At 54.5% G+C, this 23,445-nt stretch carries 18 protein-coding genes and 3 pseudogenes; 12 read left to right on the plus strand and 9 right to left on the minus strand.

The features are described 5' to 3' along the window. Positions 1 to 81 precede the first annotated feature (81 nt). From JCM25354_RS20945 to JCM25354_RS16610, 6 genes and pseudogenes are all read left to right on the plus strand, one after another. Positions 82 to 213: pseudogene (locus JCM25354_RS20945) on the plus strand (IS3 family transposase); the annotation flags it as partial. A 69-nt stretch (positions 214 to 282) separates the two neighbouring features. Beyond that, positions 283 to 2,298 (plus strand): hypothetical protein, encoded by a 2,016-nt coding sequence (locus tag JCM25354_RS04425; protein ID WP_025885115.1) that lies wholly within the window; start codon positions 283 to 285, stop codon positions 2,296 to 2,298. A gap of 5 nt (positions 2,299 to 2,303) precedes the next feature. Further along, the gene (locus tag JCM25354_RS04430) at positions 2,304 to 3,527 is read left to right on the plus strand and encodes a hypothetical protein (RefSeq protein WP_025885116.1); all 1,224 of its coding nucleotides are present in this window, start codon (positions 2,304 to 2,306) and stop codon (positions 3,525 to 3,527) included. Positions 3,528 to 3,535: 8 nt separating this feature from the next. Then, positions 3,536 to 3,916: a hypothetical protein gene (locus JCM25354_RS04435; protein WP_025885117.1), complete on the plus strand. Its 381-nt coding sequence runs from the start codon at positions 3,536 to 3,538 to the stop codon at positions 3,914 to 3,916. Between the two features lies 1 nt (position 3,917). Further along, complete coding sequence (locus JCM25354_RS21585) at positions 3,918 to 4,277, plus strand: hypothetical protein (RefSeq protein WP_199899901.1); 360 nt, start codon at positions 3,918 to 3,920, stop codon at positions 4,275 to 4,277. Then, the gene (locus JCM25354_RS16610) at positions 4,277 to 5,668 is read left to right on the plus strand and encodes an AAA domain-containing protein (RefSeq protein ID WP_199899902.1); all 1,392 of its coding nucleotides are present in this window, start codon (positions 4,277 to 4,279) and stop codon (positions 5,666 to 5,668) included. Before JCM25354_RS21585 ends, JCM25354_RS16610 begins: the two co-directional genes overlap by 1 nt. A gap of 349 nt (positions 5,669 to 6,017) precedes the next feature. On the opposite strand, the gene JCM25354_RS16615 is transcribed toward JCM25354_RS16610, so the two are convergent. Continuing rightward, entirely contained in the window at positions 6,018 to 7,715 is a 1,698-nt protein-coding gene (locus JCM25354_RS16615) for an AAA family ATPase (RefSeq protein WP_243443897.1), read from the minus strand. Between the two features lie 307 nt (positions 7,716 to 8,022). Here JCM25354_RS16615 and JCM25354_RS16620 point away from each other — a divergent pair, with 307 nt between their 5' ends. Both JCM25354_RS16620 and JCM25354_RS22155 read left to right on the plus strand, forming a co-directional pair. Continuing rightward, entirely contained in the window at positions 8,023 to 8,520 is a 498-nt protein-coding gene (locus JCM25354_RS16620) for a MobC family plasmid mobilization relaxosome protein (RefSeq protein WP_025885118.1), read from the plus strand. A 27-nt stretch (positions 8,521 to 8,547) separates the two neighbouring features. Next, positions 8,548 to 10,500, plus strand: coding sequence for a hypothetical protein (locus JCM25354_RS22155; protein ID WP_025885119.1), 1,953 nt, complete (start codon positions 8,548 to 8,550; stop codon positions 10,498 to 10,500). A gap of 50 nt (positions 10,501 to 10,550) precedes the next feature. Here JCM25354_RS22155 and JCM25354_RS04460 read toward each other — a convergent pair whose 3' ends face one another. From JCM25354_RS04460 to JCM25354_RS22165, 6 genes and pseudogenes are all read right to left on the minus strand, one after another. Further along, the gene (locus JCM25354_RS04460) at positions 10,551 to 11,279 is read right to left on the minus strand and encodes a M48 family metallopeptidase (protein WP_025885120.1); all 729 of its coding nucleotides are present in this window, start codon (positions 11,277 to 11,279) and stop codon (positions 10,551 to 10,553) included. A gap of 2 nt (positions 11,280 to 11,281) precedes the next feature. Beyond that, a pseudogene (locus tag JCM25354_RS16630) lies at positions 11,282 to 14,555 on the minus strand (type I restriction endonuclease subunit R). Between the two features lie 7 nt (positions 14,556 to 14,562). Further along, positions 14,563 to 15,768, minus strand: a complete 1,206-nt coding sequence (locus tag JCM25354_RS04470; RefSeq protein WP_199899903.1) for a restriction endonuclease subunit S — start codon at positions 15,766 to 15,768, stop codon at positions 14,563 to 14,565. Further along, positions 15,752 to 17,277 (minus strand): annotated as a pseudogene (locus JCM25354_RS16635) (type I restriction-modification system subunit M). Before JCM25354_RS16635 ends, JCM25354_RS04470 begins: the two are co-directional and overlap by 17 nt. Positions 17,278 to 17,439: 162 nt before the next feature. Continuing rightward, positions 17,440 to 17,865 (minus strand): Fic family protein, encoded by a 426-nt coding sequence (locus tag JCM25354_RS22160; RefSeq protein WP_243443898.1) that lies wholly within the window; start codon positions 17,863 to 17,865, stop codon positions 17,440 to 17,442. After that, positions 17,865 to 18,560: a Fic family protein gene (locus tag JCM25354_RS22165; protein ID WP_243443899.1), complete on the minus strand. Its 696-nt coding sequence runs from the start codon at positions 18,558 to 18,560 to the stop codon at positions 17,865 to 17,867. The genes JCM25354_RS22160 and JCM25354_RS22165 overlap by 1 nt, the downstream gene beginning before the upstream one ends. Before the next feature lie 383 nt (positions 18,561 to 18,943). Between JCM25354_RS22165 and JCM25354_RS23315 the strand changes: the two genes are divergently transcribed. Continuing rightward, on the plus strand, positions 18,944 to 19,552 hold the full coding sequence (locus JCM25354_RS23315) for a DUF6538 domain-containing protein (RefSeq protein WP_369345725.1): 609 nt from the start codon (positions 18,944 to 18,946) through the stop codon (positions 19,550 to 19,552). Here JCM25354_RS23315 and JCM25354_RS04485 read toward each other — a convergent pair. Together JCM25354_RS04485 and JCM25354_RS04490 are read right to left on the minus strand one after the other, a co-directional pair. Further along, complete coding sequence (locus JCM25354_RS04485; RefSeq protein WP_025885122.1) at positions 19,489 to 19,707, minus strand: type 2 periplasmic-binding domain-containing protein; 219 nt, start codon at positions 19,705 to 19,707, stop codon at positions 19,489 to 19,491. The genes JCM25354_RS23315 and JCM25354_RS04485 overlap by 64 nt on opposite strands. After that, positions 19,707 to 20,441: a LysR family transcriptional regulator gene (locus JCM25354_RS04490; protein ID WP_025885123.1), complete on the minus strand. Its 735-nt coding sequence runs from the start codon at positions 20,439 to 20,441 to the stop codon at positions 19,707 to 19,709. The genes JCM25354_RS04485 and JCM25354_RS04490 overlap by 1 nt, the downstream gene beginning before the upstream one ends. Positions 20,442 to 20,591: 150 nt before the next feature. Here JCM25354_RS04490 and ltnD point away from each other — a divergent pair, with 150 nt between their 5' ends. From ltnD to otnC, 3 genes are read left to right on the plus strand one after another with little or no spacing between them, the layout of a single operon-like run. Then, complete coding sequence (gene ltnD / locus JCM25354_RS04495) at positions 20,592 to 21,512, plus strand: L-threonate dehydrogenase (RefSeq protein ID WP_025885124.1); 921 nt, start codon at positions 20,592 to 20,594, stop codon at positions 21,510 to 21,512. Then, on the plus strand, positions 21,509 to 22,801 hold the full coding sequence (gene otnK, locus JCM25354_RS04500) for a 3-oxo-tetronate kinase (protein WP_025885125.1): 1,293 nt from the start codon (positions 21,509 to 21,511) through the stop codon (positions 22,799 to 22,801). The genes ltnD and otnK overlap by 4 nt, the downstream gene beginning before the upstream one ends. Beyond that, positions 22,794 to 23,435 (plus strand): 3-oxo-tetronate 4-phosphate decarboxylase, encoded by a 642-nt coding sequence (otnC, locus tag JCM25354_RS04505; RefSeq protein ID WP_025885126.1) that lies wholly within the window; start codon positions 22,794 to 22,796, stop codon positions 23,433 to 23,435. Before otnK ends, otnC begins: the two co-directional genes overlap by 8 nt. Positions 23,436 to 23,445: the final 10 nt, after the last annotated feature.

Consider the following 23,445-nt stretch of genomic DNA (forward strand, 5'->3'; position numbering starts at 1 on the left):
GGTGCGTGGTATCAGTGCGTCGACCTCTATAAAGCCGAGGTTACCTGGCAGCATCCGTCATAGCCCAGTGCACCCGTTACCGAGATGGCAACACTGCGCTGGGTCGACTGGTACAACAACCTGTGCCTCTTAAACACCATCGGATTCATCCCACCGGCCGAGGCCGAGATAAATTACTATGCGGGTATAAAAACGCTTGATATGGTTGTATAATCCAGTCGAGACTGCTTTCACAAAAACCCGAGACGCGCTACTCTGTCAATCAATTTAATGAAGAGATCCATGTTGTCGTCAAAGGATAAAGAATTAAAACGTAACTCAGATAGTATAGCATTTGGTTCATTTTTTATTTTTGGAAATTTTAATCAACTTCAAGGCGACGCTCTCAACAAGGCACTTGCCGATTACAAGACTGGCATCATAAATTCGGTCACTGCCAAAAGCGGTAACCTGACAAGTCAATCCCTCGATATTCAGCAGGGATTCACTGCTGAAGCTCACCATGTCGGCTCGTTCAACATTGAAGCGGCCGCCAAAGGGCAACTCAACCACAACGCTACGCTCGATGTCGGCCAGGTCAATCACCCTGTGGCAGATATTCGCGTAAACACTCCAAGTAGCAGCCACGATTATCAGGTGAAGTTCTACAAAGATGGGGACTCAACAGCTGCAGCACTGTCCCCAAAGAAGTACGACGCCGTTGGCAAGGTGGTCCCCAAGGATCAAGTCCAGGATGTAAAGGACGCCGCGTCCAAGCGCGCAGCAAAGGCAGAGGGGAACCGCCCTGAAGTCGCCCATAGCTACAAAGACACGGCAGCCAAGGCTACCGACACGCTGTCGTCCAACGATGACCAGAACATCCAAAGCACAGGACTCAATCGCAAGGGCGAGGGAAGCGCTGAAGAGCTGGCCAAGGAGGCAAAGGAAACGGGTAAGGGGCCTGACTACAAGGAAACTGCACGGGTCAGGGCAGAGTTCAATGGTATGCAGTATCGCAATGCCGCTAAGTCTGGAGCATTGTCGGGAGCCACATTTGCCGCGGCAGGCGAATTGTACGGTATTCTGAGCAGCAACGAGCCGATGAGCAAAGAGCGCTGCATGGAGGCAGCACAGAATATCGTGTTCAGCGCACTCAAAGGGGCTGGCCGTGCTGTAGCTGTAACCGGCGTGCAGCACCTCGGCCAGATGATGACTGATGCCGCGGCACAAGTGGCGTCTAAAACCGCCGCTAAAGCTGCAGGCGGCGCTGCTGCCAAGGCCGGTGCTTCATCTATCGGTGGGAGTATTGGCCAGCAGTTGAATAAAGGAAACGTGGCTGCTGCAACTGTGGCCATCGCGATCTCGCTCGGCGAAAATCTCTACAAATTCTGCAACAGTGAAATCGACAGCATTGAGTTTGCATCGTTCTCCATCGGTAGCACCATACAAATTGTTGGTACTACCTGCGCCACTGGCCTAGCCGCGCCAGCGTCGGCTTTCCTTGGACAGCTCGTTGCTTCCAGCGTATCATCGACAGCGGTAATGGGGACGACTCTGGGCGCTCTCGGACCTATCGCTCTCGGCGCAGTGTTCGCAATCGGGTTTTCGCTGGCGATTGGATCGTTTATTGGCCATTTCCAAAGCGTTGGGTCCAAGATCGCGATCAAGGACATCATGGATGCAGCTGCCAAGCTCGAATCTGGGCAAATTATCCTGACCCAGTACGCAACTTCAGTTGGTACCTTATCGGAAAACAAATTCGCCTGGACTGATTGCATCCCATTTGCCGGTGCAATTTCGGTGCTTTCCGAGTACAGCACCCGGAAGGGCCAGCTCAAATCCATCCAAGCTGACATGTACAGTCGCTTTGATCAGATCGATCAGGCAGAGCGCAGGCAGATGGAAGAGATAATGGAGCAGTTCAAGTATCAGATCCACGCAATGGACTTGCAGTACGAGCAAACAAAACTGGAATTTATCACCCAAGCGGCTGACAAATTCGGTGAGATACGTACCGACTTAGATAAGCATCTTGAGCTAAACTATCTATTGTTTATCCCTGTGATCAAGCAGTATCAAAACGACACGAACTTTATTACGGCCGAAAGGCAGAAGGAAGAGCAGATCCGGGCCCGAAACCATTCCTATATGAAGGAGATCGAGCATCTGAGGGCAATGATTGATCAAGGCCTAATCAACAACGCTGAGGATCTTCAGCTCAAACTGGAACTCGATGGAGCACTGAAAGACCGGATGGACCTGATCCTTCCGGCGATTACTGGATTTGACCAAGCATATGAGTTCTTGCTGCAGGCATAGTTAATATGATTTTAAAGAAAATAATGCGCTTTTTCTGCGGTCGATCGCTCGAAAAAGAAATATCAAAGACAAATTCCCTAATCTACAAAGTAGAGCAGCACGAAAAGGCTGCAATGGAGCGACTGAAGACTCAGGCTGGTAATTATCAAACCCAGGTTGCTACATACAAAAAGGAGCGTGATATCGAGTTCAAAGAATTCATCGTATTCATGAATAAGCAGTTGGGTTTGGCGGACGCCTATGTAACCCATCTAGGTGACTTCCAAGATAAGATGTTTGTCTGCTGTGACTCATGGATGAACACGTCTATCGCCGAGCAGGAGATTCAACTGCTTTCCGCACGAATCACCACCAAGCTCCATTTGCGGGAATTCATTACTGCCTTGCAGATGGAGATGAACAAGCTTAGCCAGCGTAAGGAACGCAACGAGTGGCACCACATGATCAAAGAGCGCCCCGTTCTCGTTAGCTCGGAGTTCATTCAGCGCACCGTGTGCCAAGTGAACAACAACCAAAAGAGCAACAGTAAATCGATCAACTGTAACCTAAGCCGTTTAAAGAGCCACCTCACGGCGCTCCGGAGGGAGATCGAGGAGCTGCGTCACAAACGCGACCAGCTGATAACCTCTTCGCGAGACCTCATTGAGAAGCATCAAACCCAGAAGGCTAAGCTCAATGACCAGTACAGAAATTGCAATAAACTCTTTCGCGAGATCCAAGATGGGTTCAGTAACCATTTCGGGTCCGTCGCCACAGGAAACAGCCTCGCTGACTCGTGGATCGCCAAAATTGAGGGTGCCGTCACCCTATCCAAGCTGTTCTCAACGCACAAAGGGACTGCTGATATACAGAAAGAAGTCCAACATGAGCTCAATGATCTAAACAATGACTTCCAGGACATTTGCTCCAGAATTAAAGCAAACCGTCAAAGCGGTGATTTCTCCACCCTCAGCGGGGACAAGGCTACACGGGATAGACTGTACCACGAACGCGAACAGGCCCATAAAAGACGACGTGAGATCAGCGCGGCCAGAGACGTGATCTATAAGCGTGGCAATGAACTGAAAGAAATGCTGGGCAAGTTCGACACACTGGAGCCGGACAAAAGTATTCGCCGCTTCGTGGAGATTTTCGGCCTAGGCAAGGACTTCGATGTGCATCGCGTCATCGGGATCAGCACCCGAGAAAGCCGCCGTAAGCACTACGAACTCAAGAACCAAAACAGATAAACCTCCGTATGAAAACCAAAATCACTTTCCATTGGCGCAAACGCAATCTCAATCTCAAAGAGTCGATCCTAGCTATCTGCTACGCTGTGCGTCTGGGCTACACCTCACGCGATCAACTTCTGAGCGCACTGCCTCAGTTCTCCAAATCTAGAATTTTGCTGTCCCTCGATGCGCTGTTCTCAGCCAATATGGCCGACGTGAACATGGGTGTACTCTCCATCAACTCAGATATGGCCATCGTAGAAGAGATCATCGGCAATCCCATCGAGCTTCCCATCCCAGTAGTAGAAGATAAGGATAAGCCTAAGTTGATCCGTAGCATCACGATCAACCTCGGATTGAACAATCCAGCCGGCGTAGAAACTCTCCTGAAAGCTAGGGTCAACTGACATGGATCGCGCAAACGATCACAAGCTGTCCCAATCCATGCCTGAAGACTGTGTCTTCGACTTCATTGACCACATTGATGACTGGCTGGAGTATCTAACCAAAGTCTTAGAACTGTCCAAGGATGACTGGAAAACGTGTATCAAATACAAGCGCCAGATCGAGTACCTGATCCGCTTTCGCCAAGGCGACAACAGCAATATCAACCACAACCGGCTACTATACCACTACTACAGCAATAAGAGCTCGCAGGAGGCAACGACATCGGACTCAACGGGATCGATGCCAGTCGCCAGCACCGCCAGCCGAGCAAAGAAGCTGCGCAGAAGGTCAAAGAGATCATTGCCGAAGCACATCAGGTAATGGCTCTGGACAGTATGGCCTTGAAGGTCGGCGCACCCATTCAGAAGGGCTACACCGGCCCCGGTGAGAATGCCTTCGACCTCATCAAGGAAGCGATGGCCGCGGAAGACCTGTACTTCCTGCAGGGGCCACCAGGCACGGGCAAGACCACAGCGATCGTGGAGATGGTCCTGCAAACGATTAAAGCGAAACCGAATGCACGCATTCTGGTAACTTCGGAGACGCACGTGGCCGTCGATAATGCACTGGACCGCCTTTGCCTCATTGGAGGCGAATCCATTTATTCGAAGACGATGCGCTATCCGCGCTACGCCATCACCCAGTACGAATGCCCGCACACGGCAGGTACGGCAGCGGAGATCCGCGGCAACGAAGTGTGGAATCAGGCATTGGAATTCGCTCCTCAACTCACGAACTTGCTCTACACCGTTCTCGAACAAGGTGATGTCGAGAACGGTGAGGTGAAAGTGCCGCGCTGGCAGTTCAAGAACTTGGCTGACAACCACCAGATCATTGGTGTCACCTGCAACCAGATCAATCACCTGCTGGATGAGGACAGTGAGGGCTTTGATCTGGTCGTCGTGGACGAATGCTCCAAGGCAACTCTGCCTGAATGGATCACGGCCTTGTGTGTTGGCCGTAAGTGCATATTGGTTGGCGACCACAAACAGTTACCCCCCACATTCTGTGAAGACGAGAGCAATGCGTTGGATACGCTGGTCGAAGCAAAGGCTCGGCTGATTAAGGATGGCGTGATCGACAAGATTTTCGAGAACCTACCAGTCACTATGAAAGGCCAGCTTGCAGAGCAGTACCGCATGCTGCCCCACATCGGATCGTTCATTTCCGAACACTTCTACCATGGAAACCTTGGTCACCATCGTACGGAGACCGACCATGAATTCACGCACTTTGGCTGGTTCACATACGAATCCCGCGGTTTCCATGTGCCGGCGCAACATGGGGGTGTGCTAAAAAATCAACTAGAAATCGAAATCATCACGCACAGCCTGGTCGAGATGTACAGGCGCCATAAAGAGAAAGCTGCTAAATGCAAGCAGAGAAAACTCAGCGTCGCTGTGATCACCCCTTATCGCGCGCAATGCAATGCGCTGAATAACGCAATCAAGAAGCTCGACATCAAAGAGCATCTTGCAGTCGAGGTGGATACGGTTGATGCGTTTCAAGGGCGCCAAGCAGACATCGTATTCTTCTCCTTTGTCCGCACAATAGGGCCCGCAACCTTCTATGCTGATCCGCGCCGAATGAACGTGGCTGTTTCGCGCGCACGTGATGCCGTCTATTTAATTGGGGATATGCATTACATCAAAAGCAAGAATATCAAGATACTAAATTCGTTATTGCGACTAGGCATATTATACGTCAAATAGACACATACATTATTATGGAGTTTTATATACGAAAATTTGTCGGTTTCATAAAATAAACTTGTTATATTGGTACAAGTAATTTATATTTTATTGATACCACTCGCTAATTGACAGAAGCCATCAAATATCATTTGCAGATCGAAAAAGCCGACCTTCCTCACCTGCCTGCAACTTGGACATAAATTCGCTCCGTTTGTTTTCCTAATAGCGGACACTACAGGGACCTCGCTCTAGACTTTCACGATCCTACGGCGTTTTCGGACGGAATGCCTCAGGATCTCGACGTCCGGAGTAGATCAGGCGCAAAGACCTCTAAGTCGCCTCAGGTGCTTCTCATCGACCTTTTCCATCATATCAAAGAGCGCATCGGCGTTTCCTCGAGGGTCATCGTCGAGAAGGACAGCAGGTCATCGAGGTTGTCGGAGTGGGATTCGACCTGAGCGAGCCGCTCAAGCGCCGCTAGTCTCTCCCTGTCGAGATGCGGGTAGTCGGCGCACAGCGTGTTGAGCTGGCCGGGCAGCCCTCCTCCACCTAGTCTTTTGAAAGCGAGGAACACGTCGAGCACCCTACGAATTACATTGGGCATCATATAGCCGTGGTCGTCGTAAGCGCTGGGCTGCTCGACGAAGCGTAGCACGTGGCTGAAAAGTAAGTGGTACTCCGATTTATACTCTCGAAGCAGTTTCGACATCTCAATGATCCTAGAGGAGCGGCGGTGCTCTCCGTCAGGGATTGTAACGTCGATATAAAGGAACGTGGCGGTCGGATCCTTGCCTGTCGGAGGCCGGGTCTTACCCTTCCACGCCTTTTTGAATTCGTTCATGCACTGGAGGTTATGCGTGAGGACGAAAACCTGGGCGGCCTTTTCGAGCCGCGTCTTTACTAAGGAGCAGGCGAAGTTCAGCGCCTTGGTGTCTAGGCTCGAGACCGGGTCGTCCACCACTACAATCATGTCCTTCAACTTCCGATTGTCCGCCTCAATGGAGGAAAAGAAGTAGGAGATCGCGATTGCTGTTTTTTCGCCCTCGCTTGGCACGACGGTGATCGGTGTGCCATGGCGGTGCAACTCATAGCCCTCGTCGGCGGGATTGATAGTCAACTCGCTGTGGCCAAGGTATGCCGCGATGAGCTTATTGATGACGGCCGCCGCAGGGCCGTGCGTCCGGATGCGCTGGCGCAATTCGCGTGCTCTCTCCCGCAGGGCGGCCAACGTTTCGGCAGCGACCTCAAACCTAGCGATGGCGTCGCCGACGTCCTTCGCCGTCTGGGCATACTCTTCGCGGCAGTCGACAATGAAGTGGCGGCGGATGGACGTCTCCGCCTCATCCTTCCGCTTCACAAAGTCGGTGATGCCTTGGTTGTGGGCCATGATCGTCTCGTTAACTCTCGCGACGCTGACTGCCAAGCGCTTGGCGGTGGCGCACACATCCGCTTCGGCAGCGACGTCCTTCATGTCCGCAGGAGATGCGGGCCGCTCCAGCTTAGCGGATAACACGCCTTGCAGCGTGCGCAACTGCTCCGCGAGCTGGCGCGCGTTCTGCGACGCGTCCTGCCTCAGGTCCCTGAAGCCGGGCCGCAACTCGCTGGTTAGGTCGTCCACCTTAGGCAACAGGGCAACCAATTGACTGATAGACTCAAGGAGACCGTCGAGACGATCGGCGGTTCTCTTTAAACGAGCGACGAACTGGTCGACCTCGTCGTCGAGCGCGGCTGTCAGCAAGGCGCGGCGTTCCGCCAGGATCTCGTTCCCGCACAGAAGGCAGTGGGCCAGCCCATGGGCGCCGTGGTATTCGTTGCCGATCTTCAGCCAAAGAACCATGTCCGGGTGCCGTTGCACTTCCTCGAGCGCGACGGTCGCTAGCGACTGGCCGCAGACCTCGGCGATAAAGCGGTAGGCCGTCTCAATCGTGGCCTGTTCGAACGAAAGCCGATTGAGGCGGGGCATCGGCTCGTCTAGCCTACGCGTGTCCTCTGCGGTCTTGAGCTCGTCATCCGTCAGCTTGGGGCCGCCATGGTCCTTCCACCAGTCGAAGTCCTTAGCGAGCACCGGCGCCGCTGAGACTACGTTACAGGAGAGCGAAGCAAGCCGAAGAAAATCCCCCGGTGACCGTACGCAACGGACAGCAGGAGAGCGGATTTTCCGAGGCTGGAAGGCAGAAAATTCCTCTCATTCTGCATGGGGTTTATCAGAAGCCGCCTGCTCCATCCGGCATTCGTTCCTGTCTTGTTCTATCATAAGTTCGTGGGTTGGCTCCCCTGAGCCAGCAGTGCTTCGTGGCTACCCGTTGGGAGCACGAAGCAGCTGGCAAGGGGGCTATCGCCCCCGTTGACCCCCCTGATGGAAAGCGCATCCCATGTCTGCTTCGCCCCATGTTCCTGCGTCAGTGACGCCTCCCGTCTCCAGCCTGTCCCGCCCTACCCGCTCCTCCCGCCTGTCCGTCCGGGCCTCACCTGAGGAGCTGGCTGACTGGGCCGGTGCAGCGCGTCTCCTGGACCATGAGACCACTGCCCTCTGGGTACGCTCCCTGCTGAAAGAGGCTGCCCTGACCGGTCATAACGGGATGGCGATGGGCGTCTCGTTGCACAAGCTGCGAGGCGAGCTTGGGCGCATTGGCAACAACCTCAACCAGTTGGCCCATTCTGCAAATTGCGGTGATGCCGTCCGGGCGGGGGATGTTCTGGATGCGCTGGAAGCGACAAAGGACCGCACCGATGTCCTGCTTAAATCCCTGCGTGTGACGAGGACAAGGAAGACGTCCCGACCGCGGAAGATGGTGGAACCAAAGATAGGGATAGAGGAGCGAGCAGAAGTATCCCGGCCGATAGCGACTTCGCTCCCAACGCTGCACTAAGCCTCCTCAAAGTCCGGAGGGGAACGCATGATTGTGCAGGAAACCCGTATCCGGACGACCAGCGGTCATCAGGCCGTCTCACGCCACGTGCTACAGGGCGCGAGGAATGAGGCCATACGCGTTCTCTCTGGCAATGATTGGTGTCTTGCGGACTGGATGAAGGAGGCAAGACGTGAGGGTATACGCTATGGTCTGCGTCATATAGCTTTCAACCCTGCCGAGCCCATGAATGACGAAGCCCTTGCGTCTTTTGCCGCCAGGCTCTGCGATGAGCTGCAGGCGGACAGGGAACGCATGACGCTCGTCGTGCATCAGAAGGATGGCAGCACCCATGGGCATCTGCTTCTGCCCGAATGGCAGGACGACCATGTGCTGAGCTCGCGCTTCTCCTGGCAGCGTCTGGAGAAATGTGCCCGTCTCGAGGAAATCCGACTGGGGCATCAGCTGGTGCCGGGGCGGCATGACCGGGCCATTGCCAAAGCATTGCGTCAGGAAGGAAAGACGGCAGAAGCGGAGCGCGTTGAGGTACTCATAGAAAGACCTGTTACCATTAATGAGCAACTATCAGTCCCAGCATCTCCTGACACACCGTCCTTTCTGACCGAAGCACATCCCGCGTCACGGCCCCTTCCACGTGCAGCCTACACCTCGCAATCACGTCGTATGGCCGAGCGACAGGGGCTGGATCTTGTGGAAGCAAAGAAGACCATCGCCTCTCTCTGGGCGCAGTCGGATAATCAGCTGCATCGCTTTCGCGCCCTGCTGAAAACGAAGGGCTGGGTCATGCGTGCCGGAGACCGGCAGGATACAAGAAAGGATGCGCATATCATCGAGACGGTTGATGGTGTTCTGATCGGGTCTTTCACGCGCCTGACGAAAACGCGCATGAAGGATTTCCGCCAGCTTCTGGTGGATGAAGCAACCAGACCAAAGCGCGGCGATATCAGGGTAGTAGTCAAACCACTTCTGGAGCGTGCCCCTCTGGAGACGGCCGCGATGGAACGTCACGCGGAGCAGAGCGGTCTGCTTCTGCCGCCCTTCGAGGAACTGAGGCTTGACCCGGAAACACTTGCCAGAGCGGCTGTAAGAGCAAGGCCGTCACCGCCCTCGTCAAAACAGCCGAGGATCGTTTCGCTGGATCGTATCGATAAGCTGCCACCGAACTTTGCTCACTACATCCGGCAGTGGAAATGTGAAGCCAGGGCGTGCCGCACGGTACTGAATGCAAGACCGCCTATGGCGTATGGTCCACGGCGCTCTGTCGATGAACAAGGCGCAGCGCTGTTCGTGCAGATAGAAGACACGCGCAGGCAGCTCTGGCAGACCGGAAAACAGCTGCAGGAAACCCGACAGGAGCGTGACGCTCTGCGTGACAGGGTATTTATTCTTTCAAAGCAGAAACGCCTCTCCCATCTCGACGAGGAAATCGAGCGGCTTTCGAAAATGCTGGCCGAGATCCTGCGTTATCTCCTGAAGACCGTATTCTGGCATCTCGGCCTGCGCTCTACGCCGCCTGAACCGCTTTGCCTGCCTGTTCCGACAGAACGCGAGGAGGCCAATGCACGCCTGCGGAGAGAGAATAGTGAGTTGCTTCAGCAGATCGTCAGGCGGGACACATGCAGGGAATGGCTTGTCACGCTCTGCCGCGAGGCCGACAGGCGCAGGCAGGAGGAGATCACCGCTTGGAAAGCACGCCATGTCGCCCAGTGCGATAGGGCCAGGAGAGATCTGGACCTGCTGAAGGCCACCTGGATGCCGCCAGCAAAGCTGCCTCGCGCCACACAGGCAGAGATCATGAAATGCAAGCTGACCGGAAATCTTGAGAAAGCCAAATACGTGACGCGGGTCGCTTTGAGGAAGTTGGACGAGGCTGAAGCAGAACGACTGGCAACGGGGCTGGAGAGCGAGAACGCCGCGCCCATTGCCAAGGCCCCAGCTCCCTCCTCGGTGAAACCATCTCCCACCTTCGATCCATGGTAACGTGGTCCAATCCGGATGCAGCACAAGCTTCCATCCTGCACACGGCAAGATCATGTCTGGAGGAGAAGCTCGGCCATATTATCCAGCTTTGTCTTGTGCCGCTCCCAATCGGGCATAACGCGGTCCAGCAGAGACCAGAAAGCCGCACCGTGGTGATGCTCCTGTATATGACAAAGCTCATGAAGAATGACGTAGTCGATACAGTCGCGTGGCGCTTTCACGAGCCACGGGTTGAGCGTCACCGTACCGTCAGGCGAGCAATTGCCCCACTGGGTCTGCATGATCTGCAATTTCAGCGCGGGTGATGACCTCACCCACAAGGCCGAGGGCAGTACGGCCTGGAACCGCGCGCGAAACACTTCCTGCGCCCTTGCAAAATACCATAATTCCATCAGCTTTCGGATACGCAGGGCATGGCGCTCGCACACCCTGACCTCGAGACGCCCACGAAGCAAGCGAACGGTTTCGGATGCATCCGGCGCAATCTCGACTTTCAGCAGATGTCTGCGCCCCAGATAGAAGTGACTTTCACCGCTGACATAATTGCGGGCCGTCGCATGTTCCTGCACTGCACGGAAATCACGCAGCTTCTGCCAGATCCAGCGTGTTTTTGCCGCAAGAGCCTTTTCCAGTGCCTCCTGTGTCGTGCCTTCGGGCACCAGGGCCTGCACGCTCAGGTCAGGATGGACCTTGACCAGCAGCCTTGTACCTGGCCGACCTCGCGACAGCAGCGCCACGCGGATCTGCTCGCCACCATAGGTCAGGATATGTTCTTCCAGCGTCACGGCGCGGCGCTGGCAGGGCCGACGCGCATGATCTGGATAACGTGTTCGGCAATGACACCGCATTTTGCAGGATCGACACCAGTCCCGAACAGACGCGGAAGCAGCATGAGCCTGACTTTCTTCTCCATATCGGGCCGATTGAGCGAATGTTCCTGCACCGCCTGCTCAACTATGCGGTCGATCTCGAAGGCCAGATCAACCCAGTCCTTATGGGCATCAGGCTCTCAGTCTCTGGTTTGTCCGAGAGCGTCTGCAGCAACACGCCATAATAGCCCTGCGCATAACGTCGCCCTTCAAAAACCGGAGGGATGGCATCCAGCTTGCGTCGGGCGACCTGCTCCTCGAATTCCTGAAAAAGCATGAATTGCTTCAGAGGGTGGTCAAACAGGCTCTCGGTCTGTTCGATCACCTTGCGCAGCAGCGCCGAGAAAGCCTCTTTTGCATAGGGATCGTCCTGCATCTCGTGTTCGATGGTTTTTGTGATGCGTGTGCGGATCAGATCGGTCTCGTTACGGGCTTTTTCTTCACTCCAGTCCTCAGGCGCTTCATCGTTTTTCTGGCCCATCTTGCCCACGGCATACACGCCGGAGGAATCCTGCACGCGCACGCCTGCCACATGACGGTCGAGCAGCTTTTTCACCTGATCGGCATATTGATCGAAATCGATCCGCTCGCCTGTATCCTGCAGGATCATCTGACGCAGGTTCGTGAGCTGCTTCAAGGTCTCCTTATACGTGCGACGATCCTTTTCGGTAACGCTGCTATCCTGGAAAAAAGCCAGTGACTGCAAGGCCACTTTCAGGCAGGTGGCAAATTTCGTCAGAGCCTCGTAAAAATCGTCACGCCGTTTGAGATTGGCGTCTACCATCTGACCGTTCTCTTCGGTCATGCGGGGCATGAGCACGCTGCGCAGCTGTTCGAGATCGCTCTTGTTCTTCACGCCATCGAAAATCGCCCAGAGCGCTTTGTGCAGCGCAGGCAATTCGCGGTATTCCGAACTCATCTGGCTATAAAGCCCGACAAGATCGGCCGGATCGTAGCCACCGACATTCTGTGCTGCGAGCTGGTCATAACGGGCGAGCGTCGTATCGAGCTCTGCCAGAATGCCGCGATAATCGATCAACAGGCCGAATTTCTTCTTTTTATGCAGACGGTTCACACGCGCAATGGCCTGGAGCAGGTTATGCTGCTTGAGCGGCTTGTCGATATAGAGCACCGTATTTTGCGGCTCATCGAACCCCGTCAGCAGTTTATCGACCACAATGATCAGCCTGAGTGCCGGATCTTCCTCAAAACGCGCAACCGTCTCGCGGGTGTAATCTTCCTCGTCCTTGTCGCCAATATTCTCTTTCCACCATAGCTGGATCTCGGGCAGCTTGCGTTCGTCCACCTCCTCATGCCCCTCACGCGTATCGGGCGGCTCATGACGACAGCACTTTCGAACAGACCGACTTCATCCAGATAACGCTTGTAGCGTATGGCCGAGAGCTTGCTGTCGCAGGCCAACATGGCTTTGAGCCCGTCATCGATATTGGCGTCGAGATGAACCGCCAAATCATTGGCGATAAGGCGGATGCGATCATCAGCCTTGTAGAGCTGATTGGCGCGGCTGAAACGCTTTTTGAGATCGGCTTTCTGCTCATCACCCAGATCCTGCGTGATGCGCTCAAACCAGGCATCAATAGCCCGGTCATTCACATCCAGATCGGGCTTGCGCTCTTCGTAGAGCAGAGGCGTGACGGTTTCGTCCTCCACCGCCTGCTGCATGGTGTAGGAATGGATGATCTTGCCGAAGCGACTGGTCGTCTGCTGCCCCTTGAGCAAAGGCGTGCCGGTAAAAGCGATGAACGCCGCATTGGGCAGCGCCGTTTTCATGCGGTTATGGCTTTCACCGCCCTGCGTGCGATGCCCCTCATCCACCAGCACGATGATATCGGCGCTGTCATTATGGCATTCGGGATAAGACGTGGCCTTGAAGAATTTATGGATCAGCGAAAAAACAATGCGCTCATGACTCTGACCGATCTGCTGAGCCAGATGACGGCTTGAGCTGGCAAAGACGTCGCTTTTGTTTTTCTTGTCTCCCAGTTCGCCCCCTGTCGCAAAGGTGGCGCTGAGCTGACGTTCGAGATCCTTGCGGTCTGTCACCACCAGAAGGCGACATTGCTTGAGCGTGTCATCCAGAAGCAGCGCCCGGCTGAGAAAAACCATGGTAAAGGATTTTCCCGATCCGGTCGTATGCCAGATCACCCCTCCTTCGCGTCCGCCATCGCTGCGCCGTGTCTTGATGCGCTCCAGCAGCCGCTTGATGCCAAAAACCTGTTGATAGCGTGCGACAATCTTGCCCGCCTTACGGTCCACCAGCGTAAAGAACCGGGCCATCTCCAGCAGGCGCTCAGGCGCAAGCAGGCCGATAAGCAGGCGATCCTGCCCCGTGACGGAAAGCGGGCGCGAGGCCCAATCATCGAACCAGGTACGATCTGATGGCTTGCGCTCAGCGAAAATCGCCTGTTTCTGCTCAGGCGACAGAGGCGTGTTCTTGAGCGCGTCCATCTGCGCCTCTGACACATCTTCTTCTTTCCACCGTGCCCAGAATTTCTTAGGTGTGCCGCAGGTGCCGTAACGACCTTCGTGTCCGGTGATGGACAAAAGCAACTGGCTATAGGCAAAAAGCTGCGGGATTTCTTCCTTGTGCTGGTTGCGCAAGGATTGCGAAATCCCCTCATCCACCGTCGGGCCTTTACCCGGTTGACCATCAGGGCGCTTGGCCTCGATCACAGCCAGCGGCATACCATTGACGAAACACACGATATCGGGCCGACGGGTGGCCGCCTGATCGGTGCGCAGCACGCTGAATTCTTCGGTGAAGCTGAAATCGTTGTTCTGCGGGTTTTGCCAGTCGATCAGGGGGATGGTGGGCGTGGCCTTGCGCCCATCGATAAATTCCGTGACTGCTATGCCGTAGAGCAGATGGGTAGTGATGCCTTCATTCGCGCCCTTCAGTCCGCTGACGAAATCGGGTTGGGTGATACGAGAGACCAGCGTATCGATAGCTTTGTCCGAAAGAGCGCGTTCCTGCCCCTCGAAGCTATAGCGCCGCTTTTTCAACTCTGTCCGCAGGATCGGTTCGAGCACCACACGGCTGCGGTTATTGTCCCGCAAGGCCAGCGCCTGGCCGGGCAAGAGAAAGTGCCAGCCTAGTGTGCTCAACAGCGCCAGAGCAGGCAGTTTGGCGCTGTACTCTTCCTGAAATTTCGGGCTGACACTCATGGCTGGATTATCCCGCGTCCGCTTCGATCTTTACCCGGCGCTTGCCGGTCAGAAGCTGCTGCATTAGCGCCTTCTTTTCCTGACGCAAGCGGGAGAGATCGGATTTAAGAAGCGTGATTTCTTCGTCTGCTTTGGTAAGGACGGAGGCGATAGCCTTTTGTTCAGGAAGCGTAGGTAGATAGAGGATAGTTTTACGCAAATCGTCGCCGCTTACCGCCTCGAAAGTACTTCCCTGAGACACGGTGCTCCAGCTGTCTTCGAGATTCAAAAAAGACTGATAAATGAACGATGACAGATTTTCATCATTCGTTTGAATACAAGCTATCCCTCTACCGATACATGCATGGTGCGCCGAGATCGCCACATTTCCGACAGGAGCGCGAACACTTAGTAGGATATCCCCAACTTTACATGTCTTCGTAACATCGGTCGTATAAATACGCGGCGCGGACCTTCGGTCTTTGATATCTGCGTTACCTTGTAATAAGGGTAGCCCTACCCCTGCATCATTATAAAATTCGGATTTTGGTGACGATCCCATCTGTACATAGCAACAGTCGCTCAAACGTCTCTTGTGCCACTCCCCCGTGAACCCCGGCAGGCGTTTTTTGCCCGTGAGGAGCTGCTGCATAAGGGCTTTTTTCTGCCGCTGGCTATTGGCCAAAAGCTTTTCCATCACCTCAATCGCCCGATCCCACGTCGAAAGGATCGCTGCGATCTTTTTCTGTTCCGGGAGGGGGGGGAGAGGGATAACGAACGAGCGTATCGTTGATAGATTAAGGCCTGCTTTAGCCCCGGCATCATTGAGACCATTCAGCTTCTTATTCATTCCCTCGGAGGACAACAGATGCGCCACGAATTCGCTCACGGCCTTGTGTGGCTCCATCCTTACAAGGGCTAAATGCTGATTGATGAATGCCGTCCCAAAACCGGGCGGTACGAGACCAATCTTCCCTAGCTCGGCGGTTATCGAAATGAGAACATCACCTGACTCAAGAGAAGTCCGCCGCCCTTCACTGGAAGTAACAGGCAAGGAGACGTATTTCATATCATCATTTGATACCCTAATTCCTTCCCTTCCTAAATTCGTCATACGAACGAATTTGTCTCCTTGGTTCGCGTAGTATTGCGACCAATCGCGAGATCCGCTGGTAACTATTTTTGATATCTTATCAATAGTAACCGCATCCCACCCTTCAGGAAGCATAGCCAAGCTCCTTCAGATAAACATCCATCTGCGCCTCAAGCGCCAGAAGCTCTTCGCGAATGGCAACGCGCTCCGCACGAATGGCGGTCAGGTCGATTTCCTCTTCTTCCTCAAACGTATCCACATAACGCGGAATGTTCAGATTGCAGTCGTTCTCGGCAATTTCTTCCGGTGTGGCGAGATGGGCGTATTTCGGGACGTTTTTCCGGGCGCGATAGGTGGAAACGATTGTCTCGATTGCCTCCTCGCTCAGCGTGTTCTGGTTCTTGCCCGGTTTGAATTCCCGACTGGCATCGATAAACAGCACGTCCCGTGTTTTGCGGTCCTTGCGGAAGATCAGAATAGCCGCCGGAATGCCGGTACCGAAAAAGAGCTTTTCGGGCAGGCCAATCACGGCATCGAGGAGATTCTCCTCGATCAGCTTGCGCCGTATCTTTCCTTCCGAGCTGCCGCGGAACAGCACGCCATGGGGTACCACCACGCCCATGCGCCCGGTGCGTTCCTTTAGCGTCGCGATCATATGCAGGATAAAGGCGTAATCGCCCTTCGTTTTGGGGGGAATGCCACGGGCAAAACGATGATAGGGGTCGTGTTCAGCCTCGTCATGGCCCCATTTATCAAGGCTGAAAGGCGGGTTGGCCGTCACGATATCAAAGCGCAGGAGATGATCCTTGTCATCCAGCAGTTTGGGGCTGCGTATGGTATCGCCCCACTCGATGCGATGGTTATCCTCACCATGCAGAAACATGTTCATTTTGGCGAAAGACAGGTGGAGCCAATCGCCTCTTGCCCCAGCAATGCGTAGTTCTTGCTGCCCTTGTGGTTCTGCGTGACCTGACGCCCGCATTTCATGAGCAACGAGGCCGAGCCACAGGCAGGATCACAAATGCTATCACCCGGCTGCGGATCGAGCAGACGGGCCAGAAGTTCGCTGACTTCGGGCGGAGTGTAGAACTCCCCCGCTTTCTGCCCGCCGCTGGCGGCGAAGTTCTTGATGAGGAACTCATAGCCATTACCGATGACATCGAGATTGCCCACGCGTGACGGACGCAGATTCAGGCTTGGCTTGGCAAAGTCTTCCAGCAGATGGCGCAGGATGCTGTTTTTCTGCTTTTCATCGCCAAGGCGGTCGGAGTTGAAGCTGATATCCTGGAAGACGCTCTTCCCGGCGTCCTTGAGCTTGGTGCCATTGGCTTCTTCAATGGCATGAAGCGCCTTGTCGATACGTTCGCCATTGCCGGGCGCGTTGCGTTCCTTGAACAGCGCGTAGAAATCAGCCCCTTTCGGCAGAACGAAGCGTTCTGATGCGAGCATGGACTCGATCATTTCAGGATGGTCGCCGAACTGGGCCTTGTAGCTGTCATAATGGTCCTGCCACACATCGGAGATGTATTTCAGGAACAGCATGGTCAGAACATAGTCACGATAAGTGTCAGCGCTAACGGTGCCACGAAACGTGTCGCAGGCGCTCCAGAGCGCCTTGTTGATGGTGTCCTGTGAAATCTGCTCAGTCACGTTCTCGGTCCTGCTTCGTCACGTCATGCTGGGCCGTTATCCGGCCCGTTGTTACACGCGATCTTATACCGATACCCGGCCAAGGGAAGCGTGGAAGCCGGGAGAGGCTGCTTCGCGTGACCCAGCCTCGCCATTCAGAAGCTTTTTAGTATGCGGTGGCGGTCAATCAGATCCGGAACGACGCTTGAGATTGAGAGAGTAACGGGCATAGCGGTTCTGTCCAGCCCTACTGAATGCTCCAAGCGCGACCAGCTCCGCCAGATCACGCGTAGCTGTGGCGGAGGTTGCTCCTGTGATCACGCGGTAGTTCTGGGCACTCAAACCACCTTGAAATCCGTCTATCCCTTCAGCCAGCATCCGAAGTACGACTTTCTCCTGGCGAGGGTTGAGCTGTCCTTTGAGACCATCCAGAAACCGCGCCTTTTCCACAACGAAACTGATCGTGGCAATTGTCCGGGATTGTGCTTCGAGAACGATGCTTGCGAACCATGCCATCCAGCTCTCAATGTAGTTGGATGTACTCGCCCGATGCAGCTCATCGTAATACGCTTTTTTATGAGTATTGATTGTTGCGGCCAGCCCCGTCACTACCGGGTTTCGAGGCTTTGCGCCAAGGCCTTTTCAGCGAGAGCCCGACCAAGACGACCATTCCCATCCTCAAAAGGGTGAATGGTCTCGAACCAAAGATGAGCGATCCCGGCCCGTTCCAACGCAGGCAACGGGTCTGCACTACCCGGCGCTGTCTCGTTATACCAATCGACAAATCGGGCCATCTCTGCAGACACACGCTGGGAAGGCGGTGCTTTAAAATGAATATGCGGCGCATGCACGGGACCAGAGATAATCTGCATCGCTTCTTTATGCTGGCGATAACCACCAATGACCTCCAGATCGCGGCGGCCATTCATCAACATGGCATGCCAGGCGAATAGGCCCTGGTCCGTCAGAGGCGTCGAGCAGTTTCTATAGAGATCAGTCATCAATTCCGCAGCGCCTGCTTCAGCAGGGCCGGAACGACGCCTGTCTGCGGCAAAGCCTAATTGTCGAGCTATCGACGATTGCACACTTGCACGATCAAGCACTTCGCCCTCAATAGCCGAACTCTGCACCATCTCTTGTGACAGCAGTTGCACGACGAGATGCTGAGTGGCCGTGTTGTCCAGATGTTGCATGGACCCGACGACGACGCCCGACCCTTTCAAAAGTCGCTTCTCAGCCTCTTCCAAACGAGCCCTGTCGAACTGGAAACATGTCCAGTCCTGAAGCTGCCAATTCCAGCGCATGATCGATGTCCCCACCACCTATCGATCACTATAAGCACATTTTATGATCGATAGAAGCGCTATCAATCGCTCATTCTCTCTGCGATCACCGGTCGAACTCTGACAACGCCTCACTCGATCATGACGAGTAAATCACAAGCCACGAGCACCTTAAAAATCGACTCTTGCCTTCCCGGATTGTTTGTCCAAGAATGCGAAGAGGAAGAAGCGCGTAGACAGCGATATACCTCAAATCATTGGGAATAGTGATGCATACCACCCATAGTATTGAGGTTCGAGTCCCACAGTTCGCACCACTATCTCATTGAAATTGATAGGTTTTTTGGCTCTCAACGCGTCAAACCGGGGCTTTCCCGGATTTCTTCCCAGAATGGCAAAGTCTGATGCTGCGTCTGATAGGGTCCCACTACCATTTTCGCAGGGCCGTGCCGAAGGATATCCAGCCTCTCCTGAGGCGGTCCGAGATCTCCCTTTCGCTCACCACTTCGGCTAAACTCGAGGCTCGCAGACGGGCGGCACAGCTATATGACCGGACCGGACAGTTCTTCGACAAAGTGTGCGCCATGAGTGACTCGAAAAACCGACCGCCCACACCAAACGAGATCATCACTTTTTATGAGAGCTTCGTTAGCGACACTGAAAAAGATAGTCGCCATAGGTTCGGCGCTGACAGTGCCGCAAAACGTGTTGCAGGCGCTTCAGAATTCCTTGTTGTTGGCTGTGAAACCTGCTCAGTCACGTTCAGGAGCCTGCTTCGTCACGCGATGATGGTCCGTTATCCAGCTCGCTATTGCATGGGATCATATACCAATGAACAGGAAGGAAAAGTGCAAGCGTCGACCGCGGGAGATCGCAGCGCTATCATCGCTGGGAAGAGCACGTCTTCGTATCATCTCAGAGTGCACGATTTGCGCAAAATAAACGCGTTTTACATGACAGGCGCGAGCACTGTGCACAGCTCATTCAAAACCGTTACTGTAGCTTGTGATTGATTGCGGGCTTTAAGTGTCAGAATTCCATAAGAGCTGATCGCTATCTCAACCTCTGATGGCAGGATTTGGATCTGTGCATATTTGGCCTGTTGATTGGCAACCGCTGCTGACAGAATTGTCAGCGCATCGGTTTTCTCCAGATAGGCGAGAGTCATCACCAGCGAATCACTGCCAATAATATCTTTTGGCAATGCAATGCCGCGCTCAGCAAACGCATCCTCGAGTTTCTTGCGTGATTTCCCGCCTTTGCGCTGCAAAATCCAGGATAAGACGCCATTTCCTCCAGTCGTATCGTCCTCCCCTTGAGCAGCAGCGGGTTACCCGGCCTTGTTGATATTACCATGGGCTCCTCCCCAATCGGGAGGTAGTGAAACGTGCCACCGTTCTCCTCCTCCGGCGGTCGCCCGATCATGATATCGATTTCGCCATTCATCAGATCATTAGACAAGGCGATGCTGGAGCCGGTTCGTATTTCCAGCTCGATGCCTGGATTATCGCTCTGGATATTGAGCACGGCTTGGGTAAGCAAATCAACGACGGGGCCATCTATTGCACCGATGGAAACGCTTCCCACGCCACCTTTTGATACGGTGTTGAATTCTTCACGCGTGCGTTCCAGCTCTTCCAACAGGTTTTTTGAGCGACGTGTCAAAAGCTCTCCATAGCTGTTGAGAACAAGGCGTCGCCCGTCGCGTCGAAAGAGCGGTGTGCCGATCATTTCTTCGAGATCACCAAGCAGGCGCGATGCGGCCGGCTGGGCCAGACCGAGACTGTCAGCTGCGTCTTGGAGCGTGTTGTGTCGAGACAGGGCCTGTAATAGCTGCAAATGTCTGAACTTCAGCCGGATATCCAGAAACCATGAAGGGGAGAGCTGAAGCGTTTGTTTCATCGGATATCCATAACACAGGTGATATGAACCATAACGGTTCGTGCATTAGACGCCTATCATCTTCTATGAATTACTCAGCCCCAAGAAATATCCATTCGGCAATGACTAATGATGTCTGCACGGAATCACGGATGAGCGAGGGTCAATACGATGCAGTCAGAACCAAAAGCGGCAAGGGTCGGAGTTGTAGGTCTGGGAGCCATGGGTCTTGGCGTTGCCAGGTCGCTGCTGCGCGCCGGCTTTGATGTCCATGCTTTTGATGTACGCCACGAAACGCTTGCGACGTTCGAAACATTGGGCGGGAGAGCCTGCATATCTCCCGAAAAACTGGCGTCTTTATGCGACGTGCTGGTCATCCAGGTGGTCAATGCCGAACAAACCGCGCAAGTGTTGTTCGGGGGTGATGGCGCTGTCTCTGCGCTCAAGCCCGGTGCTCTGGTCATCTCCTGCGCAACGGTCGCCCCTGCTTTTATCGAAGAACTGGATAAGAAACTCAGAGCCCATGAAATCTGGCTCCTTGATGCACCGATGTCCGGTGGAGCTGCAAAGGCTGCAACAGGTGACATGACGCTGATGACCTCAGGTCCGGCTGAAGCCTATGCACGGGCCGAGGCAGTTCTTGATGCAATGGCAGGCAAAGTCTACCGCCTGGGTGATACGGTAGGGATTGGCACGCGGGTGAAAATCGTCAATCAACATCTCGCTGGCATTCATATCGCAGCCGCTGCCGAAGCGATGGCGCTTGGCCTGCGCGAGGGTGCCGATCCGGCGACGCTCTACGAAGTCATCACGAATAGCGCTGGCAATTCATGGATGTTCGAGAACAGGGTTCCGCATATCCTTGCCGGTGATTACACACCGTTATCTGCGGTCGATATTTTCGTCAAAGATCTTGGTTTGGCGCTTGATACGGCGCGGCAGACGAAATTCCCGCTGCCACTGGCTGCGACAGCCCATCAGATGTTTCTCAACGCCTCGGCCGCCGGATATGGCCGCGAAGATGATTCTGCCGTGATCAAGATATTTCCCGGAATTACCCTGCCCGCAGAGAAGGCAGGATCAGAACAATGAGCTGTCAGAGACCTATGCTCGGTGTCATCGCTGACGATTTCACCGGTGCGACCGATATCGCCAGTATGCTGGTTAACCACGGAATGAGGACAATTCAGACGATCGGCATTCCCGATCAAAACGATCCTCTGATTGCTCAGGCCGATGCTGTTGTTGTTGCTCTGAAATCCCGGACAATTCCTGCGGCGCAGGCAATCGGGCAGTCTTTGGCCGCACTGAAAGCGTTGCAGGATCTGGGATGCCAGCAGTTCTTTTTCAAATATTGCTCCACGTTCGATTCAACTGCGGAGGGTAATATTGGACCAGTTGCCGAGGCTCTGGCTGCAGCACTCGGGCAAGCGGTCACGATTGCCGCACCGTCTCTCCCCGTGAATGGGCGTACGGTCTATAATGGCCATTTATTTGTGGGGCATGCGCTGCTGAGCGACAGCGGCATGCAGAACCATCCTCTCACACCGATGACTGACGCCAATCTAGTGCGATGGCTTCAGGCACAATCCAGAGGGCGGGTGGGCCTGGTTGATCTGGCTGCTGTGCGCGCCGGAGACCAGACGATACGGGCGTGCTTCGACAAAGCCAGGGCGGATGACACCAGCCTGCTGATTATCGACGCGATATCGGATGCTGATCTTCTTGCGATAGGACATGCCTGCCGTGACCATGTGCTGGTGACTGGCGGTTCCGGTGTCGCGATGGGTCTGCCTGATAATTTTCGCACCCTTTCGGTACTCGCGGGCGCAGGCGCGGCGGCCTTGCCCACAATCAAGGGCAAAAGCGTCGTATTGGCAGGTAGCGGCTCTCTGATGACGAATAAGCAGGTTGCCACCTGGAATGCGGCCTCCCGCCCGTCTTATCGCATCAACGTTCTGGATCTGGCGTCGGGCAAGCCTGTTATCGATGAAGCTATCAACTTTTTTGATGCTCATGCAGAGCAGGCTGTTCTGATTTATGCGACCTGCCCTGCAGAGGAATTGAAGAGGATTCAAGCCACCCTCGGTGTTCACAAAGCAGGCGAAATGGTCGAACACGCCTTGGGCGATATTGCGCGTAGACTGCTTGAACGTGGCGTGACTCATTTTGTCGTGGCCGGTGGAGAAACGTCCGGCGCAGTCGTACAGGCACTCGACGTCAAGGGCCTGCTCATCGGCAGGCCAATTGCGCCAGGTGTTCCGGCCACTGTGTCGCTCGGCGCCAAGCCGATCGCCCTGGCGCTGAAATCAGGAAATTTCGGGGATGCAGATTTCTTCACCAAGGCGCTGAACGCCTTTGAGGAAAATTACGATGCTTGATGAAAATGTATGCAGACGCGAAATTTGTGCAATCGGCAGAGATCTCTACGAACGTGGTCATACGACAGGGAGCGCGGGCAATATCAGTGCACGGCTATCCGATGGCTGGCTCATTACACCGACAGACATTTGCCTAGGGCGTCTGACGCCAGACGGAATAGCCAAGGTTGATCTGGATGGTCATTGGATTTCCGGACCAAAACCTTCGAAAACCGTTGTCTTGCATCGTAGTATCTACGATCAGCGGCCGGACTGTCATGGGATCATTCATACACATTCCACGCATCTCGTCGCACTGACTCTTGCGGGTGTATTCTCTGATTCTGCAATTATACCCCCAATCACGCCCTATCAGGTTATGAAAATCGGGCGCGTACCGTTGATAGCCTACGAGCGTCCGGGCTCACCAAAGGCTGCACAGCGTATCGCCGCATTAGCTACGACAGTTCAAGGGGTGATGCTGGAGCGTCTTGGGCCTGTGGTGTGGGGAGCCACCGTCACGAAAGCTGCGGACGCTTTGGCAGAGCTCGAGGAGACGGCGCGTCTCTGGTTGCTGACTAATCCAAAGCCCCAACCGCTCTGCGAAGACGCTTTACGTGAAATTGCGGAAGTCTTCGGCACCAGCTGGGGTTGATATAAACGCC

It is taken from the genome of Asaia prunellae JCM 25354 (genome assembly GCF_000613885.1).
GTDB lineage: Bacteria > Pseudomonadota > Alphaproteobacteria > Acetobacterales > Acetobacteraceae > Asaia > Asaia prunellae.

Bases quoted from the DNA above. Each gene is read 5' to 3' on its own strand.
- JCM25354_RS21585 (WP_199899901.1), top strand. From the start codon at position 3,918: ATGGATCGCGCAAACGATCACAAGCTGTCCCAATCCATGCCTGAAGAC.
- otnC (WP_025885126.1), top strand. From the start codon at position 22,794: ATGCTTGATGAAAATGTATGCAGACGCGAAATTTGTGCAATCGGCAGA.
- JCM25354_RS16620 (WP_025885118.1), top strand. From the start codon at position 8,023: ATGTCTGCTTCGCCCCATGTTCCTGCGTCAGTGACGCCTCCCGTCTCC.
- ltnD (WP_025885124.1), top strand. From the start codon at position 20,592: ATGCAGTCAGAACCAAAAGCGGCAAGGGTCGGAGTTGTAGGTCTGGGA.
- JCM25354_RS04425 (WP_025885115.1), top strand. From the start codon at position 283: ATGTTGTCGTCAAAGGATAAAGAATTAAAACGTAACTCAGATAGTATA.
- JCM25354_RS04485 (WP_025885122.1), bottom strand. From the start codon at position 19,707: ATGACTCTCGCCTATCTGGAGAAAACCGATGCGCTGACAATTCTGTCA.
- JCM25354_RS22165 (WP_243443899.1), bottom strand. From the start codon at position 18,560: ATGCGCTGGAATTGGCAGCTTCAGGACTGGACATGTTTCCAGTTCGAC.
- JCM25354_RS04430 (WP_025885116.1), top strand. From the start codon at position 2,304: ATGATTTTAAAGAAAATAATGCGCTTTTTCTGCGGTCGATCGCTCGAA.
- JCM25354_RS22155 (WP_025885119.1), top strand. From the start codon at position 8,548: ATGATTGTGCAGGAAACCCGTATCCGGACGACCAGCGGTCATCAGGCC.
- JCM25354_RS04490 (WP_025885123.1), bottom strand. From the start codon at position 20,441: ATGAAACAAACGCTTCAGCTCTCCCCTTCATGGTTTCTGGATATCCGG.
- JCM25354_RS04435 (WP_025885117.1), top strand. From the start codon at position 3,536: ATGAAAACCAAAATCACTTTCCATTGGCGCAAACGCAATCTCAATCTC.
- otnK (WP_025885125.1), top strand. From the start codon at position 21,509: ATGAGCTGTCAGAGACCTATGCTCGGTGTCATCGCTGACGATTTCACC.
- JCM25354_RS16610 (WP_199899902.1), top strand. From the start codon at position 4,277: ATGGCTCTGGACAGTATGGCCTTGAAGGTCGGCGCACCCATTCAGAAG.
- JCM25354_RS23315 (WP_369345725.1), top strand. From the start codon at position 18,944: ATGCTGCGTCTGATAGGGTCCCACTACCATTTTCGCAGGGCCGTGCCG.